Origin of the sequence: Siccirubricoccus sp. G192, from assembly GCF_019084075.1 — a bacterium.
Lineage (GTDB): Bacteria > Pseudomonadota > Alphaproteobacteria > Acetobacterales > Acetobacteraceae > G192.
The window spans coordinates 591,273-614,055 of the sequence record NZ_JAHREN010000001.1; the positions used below are offsets into that span (position 1 = coordinate 591,273).

Annotated in this window: 22 protein-coding genes, 1 pseudogene and 1 riboswitch; of the genes and pseudogenes, 14 read left to right on the plus strand and 9 right to left on the minus strand. The window is 71.0% G+C overall.

Annotated features, from left to right (window positions below; translation table 11 throughout):
* Positions 1 to 61 precede the first annotated feature (61 nt).
* The 6 genes and pseudogenes from phnE (KSF81_RS02765) to phnC (KSF81_RS02790) form a co-directional block, all read right to left on the minus strand.
* Positions 62 to 892 (minus strand): phosphonate ABC transporter, permease protein PhnE, encoded by an 831-nt coding sequence (phnE, locus tag KSF81_RS02765; RefSeq protein ID WP_217377635.1) that lies wholly within the window; start codon positions 890 to 892, stop codon positions 62 to 64.
* Positions 889 to 1,773 carry a phosphonate ABC transporter, permease protein PhnE gene (gene phnE / locus KSF81_RS02770; protein ID WP_217381536.1) on the minus strand — a complete coding sequence of 295 codons (885 nt, stop codon included), beginning with the start codon at positions 1,771 to 1,773 and terminating at the stop codon, positions 889 to 891. Before phnE (KSF81_RS02770) ends, phnE (KSF81_RS02765) begins: the two co-directional genes overlap by 4 nt.
* A pseudogene (gene phnD / locus KSF81_RS31820) lies at positions 1,770 to 2,797 on the minus strand (phosphate/phosphite/phosphonate ABC transporter substrate-binding protein). The gene phnE (KSF81_RS02770) and the pseudogene phnD (KSF81_RS31820) overlap by 4 nt, the downstream one beginning before the upstream one ends.
* A complete protein-coding gene (gene phnC, locus KSF81_RS02780) occupies positions 2,794 to 3,600 on the minus strand; it encodes a phosphonate ABC transporter ATP-binding protein (protein WP_217377636.1) in 807 nt (268 codons plus the stop codon). Before phnC (KSF81_RS02780) ends, phnD (KSF81_RS31820) begins: the two are co-directional and overlap by 4 nt.
* 83 nt (positions 3,601 to 3,683) lie before the next feature.
* Complete coding sequence (gene phnD, locus KSF81_RS02785) at positions 3,684 to 4,670, minus strand: phosphate/phosphite/phosphonate ABC transporter substrate-binding protein (protein WP_217377637.1); 987 nt, start codon at positions 4,668 to 4,670, stop codon at positions 3,684 to 3,686.
* A gap of 22 nt (positions 4,671 to 4,692) precedes the next feature.
* Positions 4,693 to 5,505 carry a phosphonate ABC transporter ATP-binding protein gene (gene phnC / locus KSF81_RS02790; RefSeq protein WP_217377638.1) on the minus strand — a complete coding sequence of 271 codons (813 nt, stop codon included), beginning with the start codon at positions 5,503 to 5,505 and terminating at the stop codon, positions 4,693 to 4,695.
* A 124-nt stretch (positions 5,506 to 5,629) separates the two neighbouring features.
* Between phnC (KSF81_RS02790) and KSF81_RS02795 the strand changes: the two genes are divergently transcribed.
* The 4 genes from KSF81_RS02795 (at position 5,630) to KSF81_RS02810 (ending at position 11,172) form a co-directional block, all read left to right on the plus strand.
* Complete coding sequence (locus KSF81_RS02795) at positions 5,630 to 6,634, plus strand: tripartite tricarboxylate transporter substrate binding protein (RefSeq protein ID WP_254453332.1); 1,005 nt, start codon at positions 5,630 to 5,632, stop codon at positions 6,632 to 6,634.
* Between the two features lie 190 nt (positions 6,635 to 6,824).
* The gene (locus KSF81_RS02800) at positions 6,825 to 8,309 is read left to right on the plus strand and encodes a GntP family permease (protein ID WP_217377639.1); all 1,485 of its coding nucleotides are present in this window, start codon (positions 6,825 to 6,827) and stop codon (positions 8,307 to 8,309) included.
* A gap of 13 nt (positions 8,310 to 8,322) precedes the next feature.
* Complete coding sequence (locus KSF81_RS02805; RefSeq protein WP_217377640.1) at positions 8,323 to 9,153, plus strand: ABC transporter substrate-binding protein; 831 nt, start codon at positions 8,323 to 8,325, stop codon at positions 9,151 to 9,153.
* Positions 9,154 to 9,174: 21 nt separating this feature from the next.
* Positions 9,175 to 11,172, plus strand: coding sequence for an acyl CoA:acetate/3-ketoacid CoA transferase (locus tag KSF81_RS02810; RefSeq protein WP_217377641.1), 1,998 nt, complete (start codon positions 9,175 to 9,177; stop codon positions 11,170 to 11,172).
* On the opposite strand, the gene ilvD is transcribed toward KSF81_RS02810, so the two are convergent.
* Positions 11,169 to 13,025: a dihydroxy-acid dehydratase gene (gene ilvD, locus KSF81_RS02815; RefSeq protein ID WP_217377642.1), complete on the minus strand. Its 1,857-nt coding sequence runs from the start codon at positions 13,023 to 13,025 to the stop codon at positions 11,169 to 11,171. The two genes, KSF81_RS02810 and ilvD, sit on opposite strands and share 4 nt — an antisense overlap.
* A gap of 192 nt (positions 13,026 to 13,217) precedes the next feature.
* Here ilvD and KSF81_RS02820 point away from each other — a divergent pair, with 192 nt between their 5' ends.
* From KSF81_RS02820 to KSF81_RS02850, 8 genes are all read left to right on the plus strand, one after another.
* Entirely contained in the window at positions 13,218 to 13,796 is a 579-nt protein-coding gene (locus KSF81_RS02820; protein WP_217377643.1) for a hypothetical protein, read from the plus strand.
* 138 nt (positions 13,797 to 13,934) lie between these two features.
* A riboswitch (Fluoride riboswitch) is annotated at positions 13,935 to 13,997 on the plus strand.
* 119 nt (positions 13,998 to 14,116) lie between these two features.
* On the plus strand, positions 14,117 to 14,524 hold the full coding sequence (gene crcB / locus KSF81_RS02825) for a fluoride efflux transporter CrcB (RefSeq protein WP_217377644.1): 408 nt from the start codon (positions 14,117 to 14,119) through the stop codon (positions 14,522 to 14,524).
* Positions 14,525 to 14,529: 5 nt separating this feature from the next.
* Positions 14,530 to 15,342, plus strand: a complete 813-nt coding sequence (locus tag KSF81_RS02830) for a universal stress protein (RefSeq protein ID WP_217377645.1) — start codon at positions 14,530 to 14,532, stop codon at positions 15,340 to 15,342.
* Between the two features lie 262 nt (positions 15,343 to 15,604).
* Positions 15,605 to 16,765 (plus strand): AMP-binding protein, encoded by a 1,161-nt coding sequence (locus tag KSF81_RS02835; protein WP_309139454.1) that lies wholly within the window; start codon positions 15,605 to 15,607, stop codon positions 16,763 to 16,765.
* The gene (locus KSF81_RS31250; protein ID WP_309139455.1) at positions 16,731 to 17,327 is read left to right on the plus strand and encodes an AMP-binding enzyme; all 597 of its coding nucleotides are present in this window, start codon (positions 16,731 to 16,733) and stop codon (positions 17,325 to 17,327) included. Before KSF81_RS02835 ends, KSF81_RS31250 begins: the two co-directional genes overlap by 35 nt.
* Before the next feature lie 14 nt (positions 17,328 to 17,341).
* Complete coding sequence (locus KSF81_RS02840; protein WP_217377646.1) at positions 17,342 to 18,937, plus strand: ABC transporter substrate-binding protein; 1,596 nt, start codon at positions 17,342 to 17,344, stop codon at positions 18,935 to 18,937.
* A gap of 37 nt (positions 18,938 to 18,974) precedes the next feature.
* Positions 18,975 to 19,172, plus strand: coding sequence for a hypothetical protein (locus tag KSF81_RS02845; RefSeq protein ID WP_217377647.1), 198 nt, complete (start codon positions 18,975 to 18,977; stop codon positions 19,170 to 19,172).
* Positions 19,173 to 19,378: 206 nt separating this feature from the next.
* On the plus strand, positions 19,379 to 19,630 hold the full coding sequence (locus KSF81_RS02850) for a hypothetical protein (RefSeq protein WP_217377648.1): 252 nt from the start codon (positions 19,379 to 19,381) through the stop codon (positions 19,628 to 19,630).
* Positions 19,631 to 19,671: 41 nt separating this feature from the next.
* Here KSF81_RS02850 and KSF81_RS02855 read toward each other — a convergent pair whose 3' ends face one another.
* The gene (locus KSF81_RS02855; protein ID WP_217377649.1) at positions 19,672 to 20,802 is read right to left on the minus strand and encodes an SDR family oxidoreductase; all 1,131 of its coding nucleotides are present in this window, start codon (positions 20,800 to 20,802) and stop codon (positions 19,672 to 19,674) included.
* Between the two features lie 117 nt (positions 20,803 to 20,919).
* A complete protein-coding gene (locus KSF81_RS02860) occupies positions 20,920 to 21,654 on the minus strand; it encodes a superoxide dismutase (RefSeq protein ID WP_217377650.1) in 735 nt (244 codons plus the stop codon).
* A 208-nt stretch (positions 21,655 to 21,862) separates the two neighbouring features.
* Here KSF81_RS02860 and KSF81_RS02865 point away from each other — a divergent pair, with 208 nt between their 5' ends.
* Together KSF81_RS02865 and KSF81_RS02870 are read left to right on the plus strand one after the other, a co-directional pair.
* Positions 21,863 to 22,213 carry a YqjD family protein gene (locus KSF81_RS02865; protein WP_217377651.1) on the plus strand — a complete coding sequence of 117 codons (351 nt, stop codon included), beginning with the start codon at positions 21,863 to 21,865 and terminating at the stop codon, positions 22,211 to 22,213.
* A 241-nt stretch (positions 22,214 to 22,454) separates the two neighbouring features.
* Positions 22,455 to 22,781: a hypothetical protein gene (locus KSF81_RS02870; RefSeq protein ID WP_217377652.1), complete on the plus strand. Its 327-nt coding sequence runs from the start codon at positions 22,455 to 22,457 to the stop codon at positions 22,779 to 22,781.
* Positions 22,782 to 22,783: the final 2 nt, after the last annotated feature.

The window sequence follows — 22,783 nt, forward strand, 5'->3', positions numbered from 1 at the left end:
TCTCCGGCAGGCGATGGAACAGGCTGGTTGCAGCACGCCCCCGGCGCTGCGTCCAGCCGGTTCAATACCCGCCGATCAACCGCCGCCGCAGCCGCCCTGAAAGCCAGTCGATGGCGGCGACCATGACGATCATCAGCAGGATGATGAAGGCCACCTCGTCCCAGTGCCGCACCCGGATGCGCTCGGCGATCTGCAAGCCGATCCCGCCCGCGCCCACCACGCCGAGGATGGCGGCGGAGCGCGTGTTGCTCTCGAAGAAATACAGCGCCTGGGCCAGCATGACGGGCAGCACCTGCGGCAGCACGCCGAAGCGCAGCCGGGCCAGCCAGCCGCCGCCGGCCGCGGTTACGCCCTCCATCTGCCGGCGTTCCGCATTCTCGATGGCTTCCGCATAGAGCTTGGCCAGCACCGCGATATCGGCGGTGGCGATGGCCAGCACCCCGGCCAGCGGGCCGAGCCCCACCGCCCGCACATAGGCCAGCGCCCAGATCAGCTGGTCGACGCCGCGGAAGCCATCCAGCACCCGCCGCAGCGAGAAGCGCGCCAGCGTGTTCGTCACCACATTCCCGGCACCGAGGAAGCCGAGCGGGATCGCCAGCACCGCCGCGACTGTCGTGCCGAGGAAGGCCATGGCGACGCTCTCCGCCAGGCCGCGCAGGATATCGAGCCAGAACTCGCCCGGCGAGGGCGGGATCATCAGCCGGATGATGGTGGCGAGGCCGGAGAGCCCGTTCCAGAGCCGCGCCGGCGAGAAGCCGAACCACCAGAGCGCGGCCCCGAGCCAGGCCGCGAAAGCCAGCCAGGCCGCGAGCCGCCGGGCGCGGGTGCGGGCATCGGCGCCGAAGGCCGCGGGCAGCCGCGCCTGCCAGGTGGCGATCTCGGCCGGCGTCACGCCGCGCCTCCGAGCGCGCCGATCACCCGGTGGCGCAGGTTTTCGGAAAACAGGTCGATGGCGGCGACGGCGAGGATCACCAGCAGGATGATGGCGCTGATCTCCTCGTAGTAGTTGAAGGAGATCACCTTGTAGAGCTCCTCGCCGATGCCGCCGGCGCCGACGAAGCCGATCACGCTGGCGGAGCGCAGATTCACCTCGAAGCGCAGCAGCGCATAGCTCAGCAGGTTCGGCAGCGCCTGCGGCAGGATGGCGAAGCGGCAGGCCTCGGCCCAGTTGCCGCCGGTGGCGCGCACCCCGTCCCAGGCGCCCATCTCGGTATTCTCGATGGCCTCGGCAAAGAGCTTGCCGAGCGCGCCGGCGGTATGCAGCGCGATCGCCAGGATCCCCGCCAGCGCGCCGACGCCGAAGGCCCAGACCAGGATCAGCGCGAAGACGATCTCCGGCACCGTCCGCGCCGCCTCCAGGCTGCGGCGCGAGAGCTGGTAGGCCAGAGTGCCGGCGCCGAGGTTGTGCGCCGCCGGGAAGGCCAGCAGCAGCGCCGCGGCGGCGCCCATCAGGGTGGCCAGCGCCGCCATGTTGGCGGTTTCGAAGAGCAGCCAGGCCCAGGCATCCAGGCGGTAGAACCAGAAGGCCAGGCTGCCCTCGGTCTCGCTGCCGGCGAACAGCGCCTCCCAGCGGAGCGTCGGCAGGATGCGGTGGAAATATTCGCCGATGCGCGGCAGGCCGGCGAGCAGCGTCGCCGGATGGGCCTCGCTCACCCAGGCGGCGAGCAGCAGGCAGGCCGCCAGTAGCGCCAGGCCGAACAGGGTGGCGCGGCGGCGCTGCGCCCGCGCGGCCCGGAAGGCGGCCTCGCCCGCTGCGATGGCGGCCGTGCTCAGCGGCGGCGGCGGCGCTCGGCCGCCTCCTCGCGCCGCATCTCCACCATGAACTGGTAGTCGGCATGGGTGACTTCGCGGTAGCCGGCGCCGCCGCCACGTTCGATCTGGCGGTAGATCTCCGGGTAGGATTTGGGCAGGGCCAGGTGGAACAGCCGCATGTCTTCCTTGAACTCCGCCGGCATCTCGGTGCGCAGCACCTGCGGGCCGTTGATGATCGGCTCGCTGCGCCAGATGACGCGGAGATCGGCCATGTTCAGCATGCCCTTCTCCACCATGGCGCGCAGCGCGCCGCGGCTGAACCCCTGGGCCTCCTCGCCCTGGCCGGAAGCCCAGGTGACGGCGGCATCGTATTGCCGTTGCAGCACCGCCACGACGGCCTGTTCGCTGCCGCCGCCGAAGCCGGTGCGGCTGAAGAATTGCTCCGGGTTGATACCCTGGCGGCGCAGCGCGAAGCGCGGGATCAGGTAGCCGGAGGCCGATTCGGGTCGGACCAGGCGATGCTGCGGCCGCGCATGCCCGCGAGGTCGGTGATGCCGGAATCCGTCCGCACCAGCATGACCGAGACATAGCTGATGGAGCCGTCGGCTTCCTCGGTGGTGACGATGGGCTCGACCCCGCCATGGGTGTCCAGCCAGGCGCCGGCATAGGCGGAGGGGCTCATGGTGGAGAGGTCGATCTGCTTCGCGCCGAAAGCCTGGATGACGCCGGCATAGTCGCTGGCGGGATAGAGCCGGGCTGGCACCCTGAAGGTCTCCTCCAGCAGCTTCCGGTAGCCGTCGAAGCGGCCCAGCCTGTCGGCCTCGTTCTCGCCGCCCAAAAGGCCGATGCGGAGCTGCGGCACCTGCCGTGCCCAGCCGCGTGGCCCGGCTTCGGGGAAGACAACATCCGGGTCCTGGCTGCGCCGCGGGCGGCGGCCCTCCTGCTGGGCGAAAGCCGGGGAAGCGAGGGCGGCGGCAAGCAGGGCAGGAAGGCTGCGGCGGCGGGGCATGGGGCTGGTATCCGTCCGGGGTCCTGCCGGGATCATGCCATCGCCGCGGCGCACGGGGCAGCGCGGGCGCGGGCCTCGGCCTCGAATTCCTCCTCGGTGATGCCGTAGATGCGGCGCACCCGTTCCGCGGTCAGTTCGGCAGGCAGGCCGTCGAAGACCACGCGTCCCGCCTGCATGGCGACGATGCGGGTGCAGTATTCGCGGGCGGTGTCGAGGTGGTGCAGGTTGACCAGCACGGTGATGCCCTCCTGCCGGTTCACCTGCCGCAGCGCCTCCATGACCAGTTGGGCATTGCGCGGGTCGAGGCTGGCGATCGGCTCGTCGGCCAGGATCAGCCGCGGCTGCTGCAACAGGGCGCGGCAGATCGCGACACGCTGCTGCTGCCCGCCGGAGAGCGTGCCGGCGCGTTGCAGCGCCGTTTCCACCAGGCCAAAACGGTCCAGCGCCGCCAGTGCCATGGCCCGTTCCGCGGCGGTGAAATGGCCGAACAGCACCGCGAGGGCGGCGCCGATCCCGCGGTGGTGGCCAAGCCGCCCCAGCAGCACATTGGTCAGCACATCCAGCCGCTGCACCAGGTTGAATTGCTGGAAGATCATGGCGCAGTCGCGCCGCCATTCCCGCAGCGCCCGGCCGCGCAGCCGGGTGATCTCCCGCCCCTCGAACAGCACCCGGCCGGCAGAGGGTTCGGCCAGGCGGTTGACCAGCCGCAGCAGGGTGGACTTGCCGGCGCCCGAACGGCCGATGATCCCCAGCATCTGCCCGGCCGGCACGGCGAGGCTGACGGCATCCACCGCCACCACGGCGCCGAACCGGCGCGTCAGCCCCTGAATCTCCAGCATTCCAGCCCCTGATCCATCGGGGCGGCATGACAGACGCGGGCGCCGGGCAGGTCAAATGCATTCCTTCCGCCCGGCCGCGGCGGTTACGAGCGGCGGCGGCGCCCGGCCGCCTCCTCGCGCCTGAGATCGACGATCATCCGGTACATGCCGTGGTCCGCCTCGCGGTAGCCGGTCCCGCCGCCGCGCTCGATCTGCTCATAGACCTGGGGGTGGGTTTTCGGCAGGGCCAGGTGGAAGAGCTTCATGTCCTCCTTGAAGACCGCCGGCAGTTCGGAACGCACCGCGGTGGGGCCGTTCGGGATGGGATCGCTGGTCCAGAGGATGCGGAGGTCGCGCATGGCCAGCATGCCCTTCTCCACCATGGCCCTGAGATTGCCGCGGGTGAAGCCCTGCTCCGCGCTGCCCTGGCCGGAGGCCCAGGTGACGGCGGCATCGTATTGGCGTTGCAGCACCGCGATGACGCCCTGCTCATGCCCGCCGGCGAAGCCGGTGCGGCTGAAATACTGGCCGGATTCCGGGTTGATGCCGGCGCGGCGCAGCGCGAAGCGCGGGATCAGGTAGCCGCTGGTGGAATTCGGGTCGGCCCAGGCCAGCGACTTGCCGCGCATCCCCTCGATGCCGGTGATGCCGGAATCGGCGCGCGTGACCATGACGCTCACATAGGCGATGGAGCCATCCGCCTCCTCCGGCACCACCAGCGGCTCGATGCCGCCATTGGTGTCCAACCAGGCGCCGGCATAGCCGGAGGCGCCGAGCCCCGCCATCTCGATCTGCCTCGCGCTGAAGGCCTGCAGCACGCCGGCATAGTCGCTGGCCGGGAAGAGCCGGACCGGCACCCGGAAGGTTTCCTCGAGCAGCCGCTTGTAGTCGTCGTGGCGCGCCAGCCGGTCGGCCTCGTTCTCGCCGCCTATCAATCCGATGCGAAGCTGCGGCACCTGTGCTTTCCAGGCACGCTCGCCGGCGGCGGGCATGGCAATGCCGGCATCCTGGCTGCGGCGCTGCGCGGCGGCGGCGAGGGGCGCGAGGGCGGCGCCGGCGATCAGGCCGGCGAATTGGCGGCGGGTCGGCATGGCGGGTTCTCCCGGTTCGGTGTCAGGCTGCGGCGGCCAGGGCGCGGCGCGTGGCGGGCTGCTGCGTGGCAGCAGCCTCGAATCCCGCCTCGGAGACGCCGTAGATGTCGCGCAGCCGGGCGGCGGTGAGGCCGGACGGCGCGCCGTCGAAGACCACGCGGCCCTGCTGCATGGCGATGATGCGGGTGCAGTATTCGCGGGCAGTGTCGAGGTGGTGCAGGTTGACCAGCACCGTCATGGCCTCCTCGCGATGCACCTGCCGCAGCGCGTCCATCACCAGGCGGGCGTTCTGCGGGTCGAGGCTGGCGATCGGCTCGTCGGCCAGGATGATGCGCGGCTGCTGCAACAGGGCGCGGCAGATCGCCACCCGCTGCTGCTGCCCGCCGGAGAGCGTGCCGGCGCGCTGCAAGGCCGTTTCCACCAGGCCGAAACGGTCCAGCGCCGCCAGCGCCATGGCGCGCTCCGCGGCGGTGAAGAGCTTCAGCAGGGAGGTGAGCGTCCGCCAATGCCCGGGCCGGCGGTTCAGCCGCCCCAGCAGCACATTGGTCAGCACATCCAGCCGCTGCACCAGGTTGAATTGCTGGAAGACCATGGCGCATTCGCTGCGCCAGTCGCAGAGCGCCCGGCCGCGCAGCGAGGTCACGTCGCGGCCATCCGCCAGGATGCGGCCGGCATCGGGCTCGGCCAGGCGGTTGACCATGCGCAGCAGCGTGGATTTGCCGGCCCCGGACCGGCCGATGATCCCCACCATCTGCCCGGCCGGGATGGCCAGGCTGACCGCATCCACCGCCACCACGGCACCGAACCGGCGCGTCAGGCCCTGAAGCTCGAGCATCGCCTTCCCCTGCTGCTGGCCGGGCTATAGCGGCGGGGCATGACGCGGCGATGACAGGCTGGCGACATTCGTGTTGCGCCTGGGCCTGGCAGCGGGGTTGATCCCGCGCCGGCCGGCGTCCAGTTTGCGGCCAAGACTCCGGGAGGAACCCCATGATCCGCCGCCGCATCCTGCTGCATGCCCCCCCCTGCTCGGCCTGCCCGGCCTTGCCGCCCAGGCCCAGACGGCGGAGGGCTATCCGAGCCGCGCCGTCTCGGTGCTGCTGGGCTATCCGCCGGGCGGCGTGACCGACACCACCACCCGCGCGGTGGCGGAGCGCATGTCGCGCGAGCTGGGCCAGACCGTGGTGGTGGAGAACCGCGCCGGGGCGGCGACCGCGGTGGCCAATACCGCCGTGGCCCAGGCGAGGCCGGATGGCTACACGCTGCTGATGGGCACCTCGACCCTCGCCATCAACCCGGCGCTGCAACCCAACCTGACGCCGAAGGAGCCGATGCGGGAGCTGGTGCCCATCGGCATGGTGTTCCGCACCGCCTTCGTGCTGCATGTGCATCCCAGCCTGCCGGTGCGCAGCACGGCGGAGCTGATCGCCTGGGCGAAGGCCAATCCGGGCAAGCTCAATTTCGGCAGTTCCGGCACCGGCGCGGTGAACCACCTGTCGCAGGCGATGTTCGTCGAGCGTGCCGGGATCGAGGTGGTGCATGTGCCCTATCGTGGCGGCGCCCCGGCTCTGCTGGATCTCCGCGCCGGCCGCATCCAGGCGATGTTCGCGGCGGTGCTGGAGGCGCTGCCGGCAATGCAGGACGGGGCGACGCGCGGCCTCGCCATCTCCTCCGCCGAGCGGCTGCCATTGCTGCCCGATCTGCCGCCGGTGGCGGAGGCGCTGCCGGGCTTCAACACGGTGTTCTGGCAGGGGCTGTTTGCGCCGCCCGGCACGCCGGCGCCGGTGCTGGCGCGGCTCGGCGCCGCGCTCCACGCGACCACCGAGGACCCGGAGCTGCGCGCCCGCCTGGCGCCGCATGGGGTGGTGCTGGAAACCGGCGACGCGGCGGCCCTCGCCCGCACCCTGGCGGAGGAGACCGCGATGTGGGGCAAGCTGATCCGCGACGCGGGGATCAAGCCCGACTGACCGGCCCCGCCGCTGCCCGCGGATTCGCGGCACAGGCGGAGACTCGGCGGGATGCTTGCGCTGCACCGGCGGACCAGTGCAGCCTTGTGCTCCAGGCCGTGTTTTGCCGGCCGGGTGCAGCCGGCGGCTCGCGCGCGGGCCGGCGGGCCATGCGCGAGCTGCCAGCACCGCGGAAAGGAGGAGTCCGCCCATGATCGGCCTCGCCGGCGTCGTCCTGTCCTTGATTTTGCTGATGTATCTTGCCTATCGCGGCATCAATGTCCTGGTGCTGGCGCCGCTGCTGGCGCTGCTCGCGGTGCTGGCGCAGGGCGACCTGCCGCTGCTCGGCACCTATACCCAGCTTTTCATGGGGGCGCTCGGGCGCTACCTCATCCAGTTCTTCCCGCTGTTCCTGCTCGGCGCCATCTTCGGCAAGCTGATGGACGACAGCGGCTCGGCCCGCGCGATCGCGCATTGGATCGTCGGCCGCGTCGGCGCGCAGCGGGCGATCCTCGCCGTGGTGCTGGCCTGCGGCATCCTGACCTATGGCGGCGTGTCGCTCTTCGTCGTGGCCTTCGCCGTCTTCCCCATCGCGGCTTCGCTGTTCCGCGAGAGCGGCACGCCCAAGCGGCTGATCCCGGGCGCCATCGCGCTCGGCAGCTTCACCTTCACCATGACGGCGCTGCCGGGCACGCCGGCGATCCAGAACGCGATCCCCTCGCCCTTCTTCGGCACCGACGCCTTCGCCGCGCCGGGGCTCGGCAGCATCGCGGCGCTCGTCATGTTCGGCGTCGGCATGGCCTGGCTGAACTGGCGGGCGAGCGCCGCCCAGCGCGCCGGCGAGGGCTATCTGGCCGTGGCCGCCCCCGGCGGCCTGCGCCCGGGCACCGCCGGCGCCGCGCAGCTTGGCGATGTGCCGCGCGAGGCTCCGCCGCCGCCCGGCGCGGAGCAACCGAGCGGCGTGCCGGTCTCCGAAGGCCAGGCCGGGCCGATGCCGAGCATGGCCGTCGCCTTCGCCCCGGTGGTGATCGTGATCGCGGTGAACTGGCTGTTCCTGAATTACGGCGTGCCGCTGATGGACACCGCCTACCTGGCCGAGCCGAAATACGGCTCCACGAATATCGGCGCGGTGCGCGGCATCTGGTCCATCATCGTGGCGCTGCTGGTGGCCATCGCCTTCCTGCTCGCCGCAACCTGGCGCTCGATCGGTGACGTGAAGCGCTCGGTGAACGAGGGCACGATGGGTTCGCTGCTGCCCATCTTCAATACCGCTTCCGAGGTCGGCTACGGCGCCACCATTGCCTCGCTGCCGGCCTTCGCCATCATCAAGGACGCGGTGCTGAATGTCGGCGGCGGCAATCCGGTGATCTCGCTCGCGGTCGCGGTGAACGTGCTGGCGGGCATCACCGGCTCGGCCTCGGGCGGCATGAGCATCGCGCTGCAGACCCTGGGCCCGACCTATGCGGAGCTGGCGCAGGCGGCGGGCATCAACCCGCAGATCCTGCACCGGGTCGCGGCGCTGGCCTCCGGCGGCTTCGACTCGCTGCCGCATAACGGCGCGGTCATCACCCTGCTGACCATCACCGGGCTGACGCATCGGGACAGCTATGCCGATATCGGCATGGTCTCGGTGGTGATCCCGCTGCTGGCGCTGGTCGCGGTGCTGGTGCTGTTCAGCCTGTTTGGCACCTTCTGAGGGGGGGCGGGCCATGCGCAGCATCCTGGCGGCCGCGGTCGCCGCGCTGATCGCCCTCCTGGCCCAGCCTGCGGCGGCGCAGCCGCAATCCCAACCCTTGGCTCCGCCGCAGCGGCTGCGGCTCGTGACCGGCGAGCTGCCACCCTATGCCTTCCACGTGCCGCCGCCCACGGTGGCCGAAATCGGCGAGCCGCAGGGCCTGGTCTATGAGGTCGTGCGCGAGGTGGCGCGACGCATCGGCCACCCGACCGGGGTGGAGTTCATGCCCTGGCCGCTGGCCCAGGAACTGACGATGAACCGCCCAGGCATGGGCATCCTGGCACTTACGCGCTCACCCGAACGCGAGGAGCACTATGCCTGGGTCTTCAACGTCGTGACCGACGACCTGGTGCTGGTGGGCGGCGCCGGCGTGGATGCCACCTCGCTCGACCGGGTGCGGGAGCGCCCGACGGGCGTGCTGCTGCGCTCGGGTGCCGAGCAGCTCCTGCGGGAGCGGGGCTTTACGCGCATCCAGCCGGCCTACGAGGAATGGATGAATGCCCAGCGCCTGAAGGACCGGCTGCTCGATGCCTGGCTCGCGCCGCGGCTGATGGTGCTGCATGCCTGGCGCGAGGTGGGCGGCGATGTCGGCACGCTGAACATCGGCCAGGTGGTGCGGCGGAGCGAGATCTGGTTCGCCTCATCCCGCGACCTGCCGGAGGCGGAGATCACGCGCTGGCGCCGCGGCTTCGACGAGGTTCGGGCGGATGGCACCTATGACCGCCTGCTCGCCCGCTATACCCGCCTGCGCCCGGACCCGGTGCCGGAGCAGGCGCGGCGGGAGGCGATCCCCTGGGTGAATTGAGGCGGGCGGGAGGAACGGGCGATGCGCAACAAGATCGTCTCCGCGGCCGAGGCCGCGGCCCTGGTGCAGGATGGCGACACGGTCGCGACCTCGGGCTTCGTCGGCATCGGCGTGCCCGACGACCTGCTCGCGGCCTTGCAGGCGCGCCATGCGGCGGAGGGCGCACCGCGCGGCCTGACCCTGCTCTTCGCCGCAGGCCAGGGGGACGGCAGGGAGCGCGGGCTGAACCGGCTGGCCGCCGACGGGTTGCTGCGGCGCGTGGTCGGCGGCCATTGGGGGCTGATCCCGAAACTCGGGCGCCTGGCGCTGGAGAACCGGATCGAGGGCTACAACCTGCCCCAGGGCGTCATCAGCCAGATGTACCGCGACATTGCCGCGGGGAAGCCCGGCACGATCACCCGTGTCGGGTTGCGGACCTTCGTGGATCCGCGCCTGGAGGGCGGGCGGATCAACACCATCACGCAGGAGGATCTGGTCCGGCTGATCGAGATCGGCGGCGAGGAGTTCCTGTTCTACCGCGCGCTGCGCGCCAATGTGGCGCTGCTCCGCGCCACCACCGCCGACCCGGACGGCAACCTGACCATGGAGCGCGAGGCGCTGACGCTCGATAACCTCGCCATGGCCATGGCCGCGCATAACTCGGGCGGCATCGTCGTGGCGCAGGTGGAGCGCATCGCGACCGCGGGCTCGCTGCATCCGCGGCAGGTGGTGGTGCCCGGCGTGCTGGTGGATTGCGTGGTGGTTGCCGATCCCGCCAACCACGCGCAGACCTACGGGACGCAATACTCGCCGGCCTTCTCGGGCGAGCTGCGCGTGCCGCTGGAGGGGCTGGCGGCGCTGCCGCTCGATGAGCGGAAGATCATCGCCCGCCGCGCGGCGATGGAGCTGCCGGTGAACGGCGTGGTCAATCTCGGCATCGGCATGCCGGAAGGCGTGGCCGCGGTGGCGAATGAGGAGCGCGTCCTCGACCTCATCACCCTGACGGCGGAGCCTGGCGTGATCGGCGGCCTGCCCGCCTCCGGCCTCGATTTCGGCGCGGCGGTGAATACCCAGGCGGTGATCCACCAGAACCAGCAATTCGACTTCTATGACGGCGGCGGGCTCGACCTCGCCTGCCTCGGCATGGCCGAGGCGAGCGCCGCGGGGAATGTCAATGTCAGCCGCTTCGGCAGCCGGCTGGCGGGCGCCGGCGGCTTCATCAACATCAGCCAGAATGCCCGGCGGGTGGTGTTCATGGGCACCTTCACGGCCGGCGGGCTGCGGGTGGAGGTGCGGGACGGGCAATTGCGCATCCTGCAGGAGGGAAGGGCGCAGAAATTCCACGCCTCGGTGCAGCAGGTGACCTTCAGCGGCCCCTTCGCCGCCGAGCGCGGCCGGGAGGTGCTCTATGTCACCGAGCGTTGCGTGCTGCGCCTGGTGCCGGAGGGGCTGGAACTGGCCGAGGTCGCGCCCGGTGTGGATATCGAACGCGACATCCTGGCGCAGATGGGCTTCCGGCCGCTGGTGCGCGCGCCGCGGCCGATGGATGCCCGCATCTTCCGCCCGGAGGCGATGGACCTGCGCGCCGGGCTGCTCGACCTGCGCCTGCCCGACCGCATCGCCTATGATGCCGGGCGCAACCTGCTGTTCCTGAATTTCCGAGCGGATGCATGTGCGCGACCTCGCCGATATCGCGGCGATCCGCGCCACGGTCGGGGAGCGCTGCACCGCCATCGGCCGCCGCGTCGGCGTGGTGGTGAATTACGACGGCTTCCGGCTGGAGGAGGAGGTCGCCGGCGCCTATGCCGCCATGGTGGCCGAGATATCGGAGGCGCACTACACGCAGGTCAGCCGCTACACCACCAGCGCCTTCCTGCGCCACAAGCTGGCGCGCACCCTGACCCGCTCCGTCGCGCCGCATCTCTTCGAGACCCAGGCGGAGGCGCGGGCCTTCCACCAGGCGCAGCCGGACCCAGCGTGAGTCGCCCGGCTCGGCCGGCGACCGCTCCGGGCGATACACCCGGGGCGATAGGGGTTTAGCGCCGCCGCAGGGCGGCCACGTCGCGCACCGCCCCGCGGGCGGCGCTCGTCGCCATCGCGCCATAGGCCCTGAGCGCCGTCGAGACCTGCCGCTTGCGGGGTGCGGCCGGCTGCCAGGCGGCATCGCCCCGCGCCTCCATGGCGGCGCGGCGGCGTGCCAGCTCCGCCTCCGGCACCGCCAGGCGGATGCTGCGGCCGGGGATGTCGATCTCCACCCGGTCGCCATCCTCGGCCAGCCCGATCAACCCGCCCTCCGCCGCCTCCGGCGAGAGATGCCCGATGGAAAGACCGGAGGAGCCGCCGGAGAAGCGGCCATCCGTCACCAGGGCGCAGAGCTTCCCAAGGCCCTTCGACTTCAGGTAGCTGGTCGGGTAGAGCATCTCCTGCATCCCCGGGCCGCCGCGCGGCCCCTCATAGCGCACCAGCACCACGTCGCCGGCCTGCACGGCCCCGCCGAGGATGCCCTCCACCGCCGCGTCCTGGCTCTCGAAGATGCGCGCCGGGCCGCTGAAGGCGAGGATCGAGGCATCGACCCCGGCGGTCTTCACGATGCAGCCCTCCTCGGCCAGGTTGCCATAGAGCACGGCGAGGCCACCATCGGCGGAGAAGGCATGTTCCCGGTCGCGGATCACGCCCCCGGCGCGGTCCAGGTCCAGCGCATCCCAGCGCTGGTCCTGGCTGAAGGCTTCGATGCTCGGCACGCCGCCCGGCGCGGCGCGGAAGAAGGTCAGCACCGCCTCGTCCACCGTGCGCCGCACGTCCCAGCGGGCCAGCGCCTCGGCGAGGCTCGGCGCATCCACCCGGCTGACGGCGGTGTCCAGCAGCCCGGCGCGGTCCAGTTCGCCCAGGATGCCCATGATGCCGCCGGCGCGGTGCACATCCTCCACATGCACATCGGCGACCGAGGGCGCCACCTTGCAGAGCACCGGCACGCGGCGCGACAGCCGGTCGATGTCCTGCATGGTGAAGGGCACCTCGCCCTCATGCGCCGCGGCCAGCAGGTGCAGCACGGTATTGGTCGAGCCGCCCATGGCGATGTCGAGCGTCATGGCATTGCCGAAGGCGGCGGGGGTGGCGATGCTGCGCGGCAGCACGGAAAAGTCCTCCGTCTCGTAATGCGCGCGGGTGATCTCGACGATCCGCCGCCCGGCCTCCAGGAACAGCCGCCGGCGGTCGGCATGGGTGGCCACCACGGTGCCGTTGCCCGGCAGCGCCAGGCCCAGCGCCTCGGTCAGGCAGTTCATGGAATTGGCGGTGAACATGCCGGAGCAGGAGCCGCAGGTCGGGCAGGCCGAACGCTCGATCACCTGCACCTCGGCATCCGTCACGCTGGCATCGGCGGCGGCCACCATGGCGTCGATCAGGTCGACCGAGCGCTTCTGGCCGCGATGCACCACCTTGCCCGCCTCCATCGGCCCGCCGGAGACGAAGATGGTGGGGATGTTCAGCCGCATGGCGGCCATCAGCATGCCCGGCGTGATCTTGTCGCAATTGGAGATGCAGACCATGGCATCGGCGCAATGCGCATTGACCATGTATTCCACGCTGTCGGCGATCAGCTCGCGCGACGGCAGGCTGTAGAGCATGCCGTCATGGCCCATGGCGATGCCGTCATCCACCGCGATGGTGTTGAACTCCTTGGCCACGCCGCCCGCCGCCTCGATCTCCCGCGCGACGAGCTGGCCGAGGTCCTTCAGGTGGACATGGCCGGGGACGAATTGGGTGAAGGAATTCACCACGGCGATGATCGGCTTGCCGAAATCGCCGTCCTTCATGCCGGTGGCGCGCCAGAGGCCGCGGGCGCCCGCCATGTTGCGGCCATGGGTGGTGGTGCGCGAACGGTAGCTGGGCATGCCGGGGGGGTCCTGTGCGGGCGGTTCGGTCCGAACCCGGATGCGCCTCCCGCAGGAGGCCCGGCCGGGCAATTCCGGTGGTCTAGCGGCTCCGCCCCGCCTCCGCCACCCTTGGTGCCTGCGGGCCGGCACGATTGCGATCACGCAGGCGGCCGTCCCGGGGATTAGGATGGTCGCGACAGGAGACCGCCAATGCGACATCCCCTCACGCTGGCCCTCGCCCTTTCCGGCACCCTGCTGCTGGCCGCCGGGACGGCGCTGGCCCAGCCGGTGGATGACCCCGGCCACCGCCACCAGCCGCAGGCCCCGGCCGAGGCCACGCCGATCCCCTCGATGCCCGGCCAGGATGCCTTCGGCGCGGTGCAGGAGATCGTCCGCATCCTCCGGGCCGATCCGCGGACCGACTGGTCCCGGGTGAATCTGGACGCGTTGCGCGAGCACCTCATCGACATGCACGAGGTGACGCTGCGCGCCGCCGTGGCGGTGCAGCGGGTGGAGGGCGGCATCCGGGCGGCGGTGACCGGCGAGGGGCGCACGCTTCAGGCGATCCGCCGCATGGTCCCGGCGCATGCGCGGGAGATCGACGGCCAGGACGGCTGGCAGGCCCGCACCGAGGCCCTGCCGGATGGCGTGGCGCTGACCGTCACCGCGGCGGAACCGCGGGAGGCGCAGGTGATCCAGGGCCTCGGCTTCATCGGCGTGCTGGCCACCGGCGCCCATCACCAGCGGCACCACCTCGCCATGGCCAGGGGCGAGTTCCACGCCCGATGAGGGCGCGTTGCAGTCCGCGAAAGCCTGCCTACAACGGCGTGCCGAATTGATGGTTCGGCACGCCGCTGTAGCCTGTTGCTTGCAGAGCAGCTTCACGCCTCCGGGCGGTTCCGCCCTGCGGCGATCTGCTCTAGACTCCCCCCCGCAGGGGATGGGGTCCCCCCTTCAACCGCCGAAGAGGCTGATGACTCCTGCTGCGCGCGGCCAGGGCCGGGCGGGCGGGAGCATGACCGGCACGGAGCCGGTCGCGACCCCGCTCCTTCTTCCCACGGCTGGTCCCGCGCGCTGGACGAGACCGCGCCGGAGGAGACGCCGTGCCCATGACCTATGCCTGGATCGCCTTCGGCAGTGCGCTCGGCGGCGTTGGCCGCTACTGGCTCGCGCTCGCCATGGCCCGCGCCACCGGGCCGGATTTCCCCTGGGGGACCATCCTCATCAATATCCTGGGTTCCCTGCTCATCGGCTTCTTCGGCGTGCTGACGGCGTCCGGCGGGCGCCTGGTGGTGCCGCCGGATATCCGGGTCTTCGTCATGGTCGGGATCTGCGGCGGCTTCACCACCTTCTCCTCCTTCAGCCTGCAAACGCTGGACCTGCTGCGCGACGGCCGGGTCGCCCAGGCGTTGGGGAATATCGGCCTCTCGGTGCTGCTCTGCCTGGTGGCCGTGGCCGCGGGCCACTATGCCGCCACGGCGCTGAACCTGGCCCAGGCCGCGGGGCAGGAGGGATGAGCGACATGCCCCGCCACGTCCTGGCCGTGCTCGGCCAGCCCCGGGCGGCGGCCGCCGTGCTCGGTGCCGCCGGCGATCTCGCGTTGCTGCTCGGCGCGGCGGTCGAGGCGCTGGTGGTCCGCTGCCCGCCCGAGGCGACAATCCTGCCGACCGAGGAGATCCTGACGGAGGCCGAAAGGGCGGCGCTGGAGGTCGGGGAGCGGCAGCGCATTGCCAGCCTCCGCGGCCTCTTCGATGCCTGGGCGGCGCGGGCCGGCGGCCCCGCGGCGGCCTGGGCCGAAACCGCGGGCGATGCGGGCGGGATCGTCGCCGAACGCGGCCGGCGTTCCGACCTCCTCGTGCTGGAGCGGCCGGCGCGCCGGAACCGGCCGCCCGGCCGGGAGGCGCTGCACGCCGCCCTCTTCGCGACCAGCCGCCCGGTCCTGCTGGTTCCCGCCGATTCCCTGGATACCCTTGGCCGCCGCGTCGCCATCGCCTGGAAGGATGACCGGCGCGCGGTCAAGGCCGTGTTGGCCGCGATGCCGGTGCTGGAGCGCGCGGAGCGGGTCTTCGTGCTGGCCGGGGTGAGGGAGGGCGCGCCCCCGCCGGCGCTGCCGCCGGTGCTGGCCGAGCATGGCGTATCCGCGGAGATCCATCCCCTGGCCCTCGGCCCGCGTGGCACCTTCGGGGCGGCGCTGCTGGCGGCGGCGCGCGGCCTCGGGGCGGATCTGCTGGTGATGGGCGCCTATGCCCATAGCCCGCTCAGCGAACTCATCCTCGGCGGCGTGACGCGGCATGTCCTGGCGGAGACCGGCATCCCGGTGCTGATGCGGCACTGAACGAAGGCGATGCGGCCGGCCTGCCCGGCCAGCTTGGGTGGGGCGCCGCGGCCATGCGGGCCCTGTTCCACCGCGTCGCGATCGGGGCGCCCACGCCCCGCCACGGCTCCGTCGGCGCCGGCACGCGCCCTGATCGCGTGGCCCTGATGGCGGTGGCGCCGCGCGGCCCGTGCGGTCCTTGCGGGTGGTGCGCGGCGCGCTTCATAGTCGGGCGGAGAACAGGGCCGCCATCCACCAAGGCGGCCCGAAGGGAGACATGTCCATGCTGGGCCTGATGCAGGACCGACCGCTGCTCATCTCCTCCATCCTGGAGCATGCGGCGCGCAACCATGGCGGCGCGCGGATCGTCAGTGCCCGGGCGGATGGCACGCTGGCGCGCCATACCTGGCCGGAGATCGCCACCCGTGCCGCGCAACTCGCGCATGCCCTGACGCAACGCGGCGTCCAGCCCGGCGAGCGCATCGCCACCCTGGCCTGGAACGAGCACCGGCACCTGGAGGCCTATTACGGCGTCTCCGGCATGGGCGCGGTGCTGCATACGGTGAATCCGCGGCTCTTTCCGGACCAGATCGCCTTCATCCTGGCCGATGCCGGGGATACCCACCTGCTCATCGACCCGACCCTGCTGCCGGTGCTGGAAGGCATTGCGGAGCGGCTGCCGCCCAGTCTCCGCGCCGTGATCCTGATGGGCGAGGCGGCGGCGCTGCCGGAAGGGTCGAAGCTGCACGGGAAGGTCGAGGTCCTGGCGCAGGAGGCGCTGCTCGCCGGCCAGCCCGGGCAATTCGACTGGCCGGTCTTCGACGAGCGGACCGCCTCCTCGCTCTGCTACACCTCCGGCACCACGGGGCAGCCGAAGGGCGTGCTCTACAGCCATCGCTCGACGGTGATCCACACCTTGGCGATCCTGCAGAAGGACGTGTTCAACATCGGCGCCGCGGATGTGGTGCTGCCGGTCGTGCCGATGTTCCATGTGAATGCCTGGGGCATCCCCTATGCCGCCGCCATGGCCGGGGCCAGCTTGGTGCTGCCCGGCCCGAAGCTCGACCCCACCAGCCTGCACCGCCTCTTCGAGGAGGAGCATGTCACCTTCTCGGCCGGGGTGCCCACCATCTGGACCGCATTGCTGCAATGGCTGCGGGCCGACCCCTCCCGGCGCTTCAGCAACCCGCCGCGGCTGGTGGTCGGTGGCACGGCGCTGCCGGCGGCGATCAATGCCGGCTTCCGCAAGGAATACGGCGTCGACATCCTGCACGCCTGGGGCATGACGGAGACCAGCCCGCTCGGCACCACCAATGCCCGCAAGCCCGAGAATGCGGATTGGGACACCGACCGCTTCCTCGACTATGCCCGCAAGCAGGGCCGCCCCCTTGTTCGGCGTGGAGATCCGGGTGCTGGACAATGCGGAGCAGCCCATCCCGCATGACGGCCTGGCCTTCGGCGAGCTGGAGGTGCGCGGCCCCTGGATCGCCAGCGCCTATTTCAACCGCAAGGGCGACCCCGCCTTCACCGGGGATGGCTGGTTCCGCACCGGCGACGTGGTGACGGTGGATGAGCTCGGCTGCATCGAGATCGTGGACCGCGCCAAGGACGTGATCAAATCCGGCGGCGAGTGGATCTCCTCCATCACGCTGGAGAACCTGGTGATGGGCCACCCCGCGGTGCAGGAGGCGGCGGTGATCGCCACGCCGCATGCGAAATGGGACGAGCGGCCGCTGCTGCTGGTGGTGCCGAAACCCGGCACCACGCCGACCGCCGAGGACATCCTGGGCTATTACGAGGGCAAGGTGGCGAAATGGTGGATCCCCGATGCCGTGGGAATTCGTGGAGAACCTGCCGCATACCGCCACCGGCAAGCTGTGGAAGGCGGAGCTGAAGGCCCGCTACCGGGACCGGCCGGCGGAGTAGCGGGCGAAACCCTCGCTTGGCCATTGCCTGGCCGCGATGTTCCGCTAGGCTTCCCAGGTCTGGGGGTAGAACGAGAATGATCCATTTCCGCAGAATGGCTGCCGCCGCAGCCCTGTTGGCCTTGGGCTTCGGCACGGCGCCGGCCGGGGCGCAGCAGCCCAAGGTCCTCCGCATCGCCATGACGGCGGCGGATGTGCCGACCACCACCGGCATGCCGAACAACGGCTTCGAGGGCATGCGCTTCCTCGGCTATCCGGTCTTCGAATCGCTCTTGGGCTGGGACCTCGCCAACAACGATCGCTTGGCGGGGCTGCGCCCGGCGCTTGCCGAACGCTGGGAGCAGGATGCCGCCGACCCGCGCAAATGGCGCTTCCACCTGCGCCAGGGGGTGCAGTTCCATGACGGCACGCCCTTCAATGCCGATGCGGTGATCTGGAACCTCGACCGCTTCTTCAAGAACGACAGCCCGCAATTCGATGCGGCCGGCAGCGCCCTGGTGCGCGGCCGCATCCCGGTGATGGGCAGCTACCGCAAGATCGACGACCGCACCATCGAGATGGAGACCACGCGGCCGGTCAGCTACTGGCCCTATCTCTCGCTCTATATCCTCTACGCATCGCCGAATTCCTGGGAACAGGCGGGGCGGGACTGGGGCCGCGTCGCCACCCTGCCGGCGGCCGGGACCGGGCCCTTCCGCATCACCCGCTTCGTGCCGCGGCAGCAGGTGGAGCTCTCGCGCAACGACAATTACTGGGACACGGCCAGCCGCGCGAAGCTGGACCGCGTGGTGCTGCTGCCGATGCCGGAGGCGAATACCCGCCTCGCCGCGCTGCGCTCCGGCCAGGTGGACTGGATCGAGGTGCCGCCGCCGGATGCGGTGCCGTCGCTGCGCGCCGCCGGCTTCCAGATCACCACCGGCAGCTATCCGCATGTCTGGCCCTGGGTCTTCGCCACCGGCAAGGAGGGCAGCCCGGTGCAGGACGTGAAGGTGCGCCAGGCGCTGAACTACTGCATCGACCGCGAGGGCATGGTGGCGCTGCTGAGCGGCACGGCCGAGCCCTCTGTCGGCTTCTTCAAGCCGAACGACCCGAATTTCGGCAACCCGCAGAACCGTTATCGGCTGGATCCTGCGCGCGGCCGGGCGCTGCTGGCCGAGGCGGGCTACACTGCGCAGCGGCCGCTCCGCATCAAGGTCGGCATCTCGACCAGCGGCTCCGGCCAGATGCAGCCGCTGCCGATGAACGAGTATCTGCAGCAGAGCCTGAAGGAGAATTGCGGCGTCGAGGTCGGTTTCGAGGTGGTGGAGTGGAACACCCTGCTCGCCGGCCTTCGCTTCGAGCCGACCCAGCCGCAATGGCTGGGGGCGGATGCGCTGAACATCAGCCTCTATTCCTCCGATCCATCCGCCGTGGCGCGCTGGTTCCTCTCGGCCAATTTCACCCCGCGCGGCTCCAATACCGGGCACTGGCGGGATGAGCAGTTCGATGCGGCCTTCGCGGCGCTGGAGACGGAGCGGGACCCAGTGAAGATCGCGCAGTTGCTGCGCACCGCGCATGAGCGGCTGGTGGACAATCCGCCCTGGCTCTGGGTGGTGCACGACCTCAATCCCCGTGCCATGACACGGCGAGTGCGCGGCTTCCAAAGCCCGCAATCCTGGTTCATGGACCTGACGCGGCTGGACATGCAGTAGCCGCACCCCATCTGCATGGGCAGGGGGAGACCTGCCCATGCACCGCGCCTTGGCCTTGCTGCTGCTGATTCTGCTGCCCGCCTGCACGGGTTCGGGCGGGGCGCCGCTGTTCCGCGCCGGGGGGCAGTATTCCGGCGTGCCCGACAGCACGGTGGGCGACTGGCGGCAGCCGCAGGGCACGCTCTCGACCGGCGGCACCATCCGGCTGAACCGGGAGATGCCACCGCGGCTTTAGAGCGTGATCGCTTGAGGTGCTCGCACCGACAAGCATGAATCACGCGATCAAACAAAGGCCTGGAGCATGATGCGTGAACGAAGGTGAACGTATCATGCTCTAGCCCCGAGAGAGGTGGACCGGCCGGGACGGCCGGGGCATTCTCCGCGCCCCTGCGGCGCCGGTTGTGCGCTGCCAGGCGGATGCAACCGGAGGCATTGGAGCCCATGAGCGACAGCGACAACAGGGAAGCCCGCCGGGCTGCCCGGCTTGGCCGGGCCGAGGGCGGCACGGGCGGTTCATCCTCCCGCTTCAGCGTCGTGGCGCATGGCGAGAACGTGGTCCTGGTGGATGTCGCCCTGGGGCGGAGCTGGGCGCTGGCGCTGGATGACAACCATCTGGTCTGGCAGCCGATCGCCTTCGCCGGCCAGGCCGAGCGCGCCCCGCGCGGCGCCGGCGCAAGGGAGGACGAGGACTGACCGACCAAGTCCCGGTATCAGGGACAGAGGCCGCCCGGCCCCTATAGCCAGCCGCCGGCCCGGCGCCGGGCGGTGTGGCCGAGGCGCCGTACCTCCGAGCCCAGCCGATGGATGCTCGTCCGGCGCGGATCGGGGAGGCTGATCCGCCCGCTTCCCAGCCGTCGCGCCGCCATGGCGCCCATTGCCAGTGCGCCCAGCCCCACCAGCGCCGCCGCCGTCGCCACGGGATGCAACTGCGCCTCCAGGAACAGGCTGGTCTTGCGGAGCGGCGCGACCGGGCGGGTCAGGCTGTGCTCGGTGCCGTCCTCGCGCGGGGCCTCCAGGTTGTCGGCGCGGCCCGGCCGCGGTGCCTTTCCCGTGGTCTGGGCCGCATAGCCGATGCCCTGCATCAGCAGGTCGGTGGTGTGCGGGAAGAGGTTGCCGAACAGCGAGATGGCATGGCCGCCGAAGCCCACCACGATTTCCCGCTTGTGGTGCTCGCAGGCATGCAGGATCGCCCGGGCGACCAGGCGCGGGTCATAGGCCGGCGGCGGCACGCGGATTCCGGGGCTGTCCAGCAGGTTGCGCCCATGTTCCTGGAAGGCCGTCTCTATGCTGGAGGGCTTGATGAGCGTCACGCTGATCGGCACTCCATCCCGCGCCAGCTCCATCCGCAGCGCGTCGGTGAAGGCTTTCACGGCGTGCTTGGTGGCGGAATAGGTGCCCTGCAGGATCATGGCGCGGTCCGACAGCATGCTGCCGAGATTGACGATGGCGCCACCCCGCCCACGCAGCGCCCGTGCCGCGATCAGGGAGCCGTTGACCACGCCCCAGTAATTCGTCTCGAAAAGCCGGCGCTGGTCCTCGATGGGGGTCCGCTCGATCTCGCCATAGATCGAAGTGCCGGCGTCGTTCACCCAGGAATCAAAGCCGCCGAAGGCTTCCTCGGCGCGGTTGGCGGCGGCTTCCAGCGCCGCGCGGTCGGCGACATCGGCTACCACGTATTCGGCCTGACCACCGCGGCGGCGGAGTTCCTCGGCGATTCCCCGCAGCGCGGCTTCGTTGCGGGCGACCAGCACGGTCCTGGCGCCGCGTTCCTGGGCCAGCCGGGCGGTGGCGAGACCGATGCCCGAGGTGGCGCCGGTGATGACGACGACCTGTTGCGAGAGCGGCTTCAGCCGGAGCTTCGACATGGGGCGGTCCTGCCGGGGAGGGGTTGCAGTTGAACCCCCTCCCACCGCCACGGTTCCCGGCCGTGGGGCCGGAGCCGCCGTTCCGGCCGGGCCGGAGCCCTGCCCGGATTCCGCCGCTCAGATCGTCAGCGTGCCGGTTTTGGCGGCCGCATGGCGCTGCGCCACCTTGTCCCAGTTCACCACATTCCACCAGGCGGCGAGGTAGTCGGGGCGGCGATTCTGGTATTTCAGGTAATAGGCGTGCTCCCAGACATCGTTGCCCAGCAGCACCCGGCCGCCTTCCATCAGGGGTGTGTCCTGGTTGGGCCGGCTGGCCAGCGCCAGCTTGCCGCTGCGGTCCACGGTGACGAAGACCCAGCCGGAGCCGAAGACCCGGCCACCTATGGCATTGAAGTCGGCCTTCAGCTTGTCCATGCCGCCGAGGTCACGGTCGATCGCCTGCGCCAATTCGCCGCTGGGCGTGCCGCCGCGCCCCCCCATCACCTCCCAGAACATGGAATGGTTGGCGTGGCCGCCGCCATTGTTGCGCACCGCGGTCCGCACCGCCTCCGGCACCTCGCCGAGCTTCGCCAGGATCTGCTCCAGCGGCTGCTGCGCGAGCTGGGCATGGTCCTTCAGGGCGGTGTTGAGGTTGTTCACATAGGCCGCGTGGTGCCGGTCATGGTGGATCTCCATGGTCCGGGCGTCGATATGCGGCTCGTTCGCCGCGGCCGCATAGGGCAGCGGCGGCAGGGTGAAGGGGCCGGATGGCGCATTCTGGGCCAGGGCCTTGCGGGGCGCGGCCGACAGGCTGGCGGCGGCGAGGCCCGCACTGCCCAGCAACAATGCACGACGATGGAGAGCAAGTGTCATGGTGAATCCTGCCTGGTCTGTTCTTCCGTCGTTATATGCCCAGATGAGGCAGGCGGTGGCCGGGTCCATGTCGGACTCCTTCAAATGCCCGGCATGGACCCAGCCGGTTCCCCTTCGGGCCGCCGGTCGGCTGTCATGGCGAAGGCGGAACCGTGCCGGCCAGTCTGCGTTCCTCCGCTAACGTTTCCCGCCAGCAAGGAGCGAGATGATGAGTGGGGCTGCCAATGACTTTTCCAACGACGCCCGCAAGCTGCGCGACCAGGCCGAGGCTTCGGCCAACCGGGTCGGCGACGATGCCAAGGAGGAACTCGCCAAGCTGCGCGCGCAGGTCGAGCGTCTGATGCAGGAACGCGTGACACCCGCCCTGGCCGGCGCCGCCGACACGGTGCAGGACTATGCCACCCGCGCCCGCGACACCATCGAGGACCAAGCCGATGCCATCAGCGAGACGGTGCGGGAGCGGCCGCTGGTCGCCCTCGGCATCGCCGCCGCCGCCGGCTACCTGATCGGCCGGCTGATGGGCGGCAATACCTACGTTTATCCACGCGACCGCCACTAGGGCGGAACACCGGGACGCGGCCGGCTTCGGCCGGCCCGCGCGAGATCGTCCTTCCCAAGCGTTCCATCGCGGCACGGTCGCCAGGCGGCCGTGCCGGCAGCGATGGCGTTCCAGTCCGGAGGCCAAGGCGCCATGCGGTTGATCCGCCTGCTGAAACTCGCCGCACAGGCGGAAGCGCTGCGCTGGAAGCGGATGGGCCGCGGCTACGCCATCCAGGCAGGGCTCGCGGCCGGGGCCGCCCTTGTTCGGCCTCATGCTGATCATCATGCTGCATGTCGCGGCGCTGGTCTGGCTGAGCCGGGGTCAGGGCGGCGTGGTGGCGGCGCTGATCCTCGGCGCGGTCGACTTGGTGCTGGCCGGGCTGCTGGGCTGGCTGGCGGCGCGCCATGCCGTGGACCCCATCGCGGAGGAGGCGGAGCGGGTGCGCGACGACGCGCTGCGCCAGGTGGGCGACCAGACCGCGCGGGTCGCCATGATGGCGCCGCTGCTGCGCAGTTCCTCCGCCAAGAAGGGGCTGATCGGCGCGGCGCTGACCGCGGCGGTGGTTGGGTTGATCGCCAGGCGCTGAGG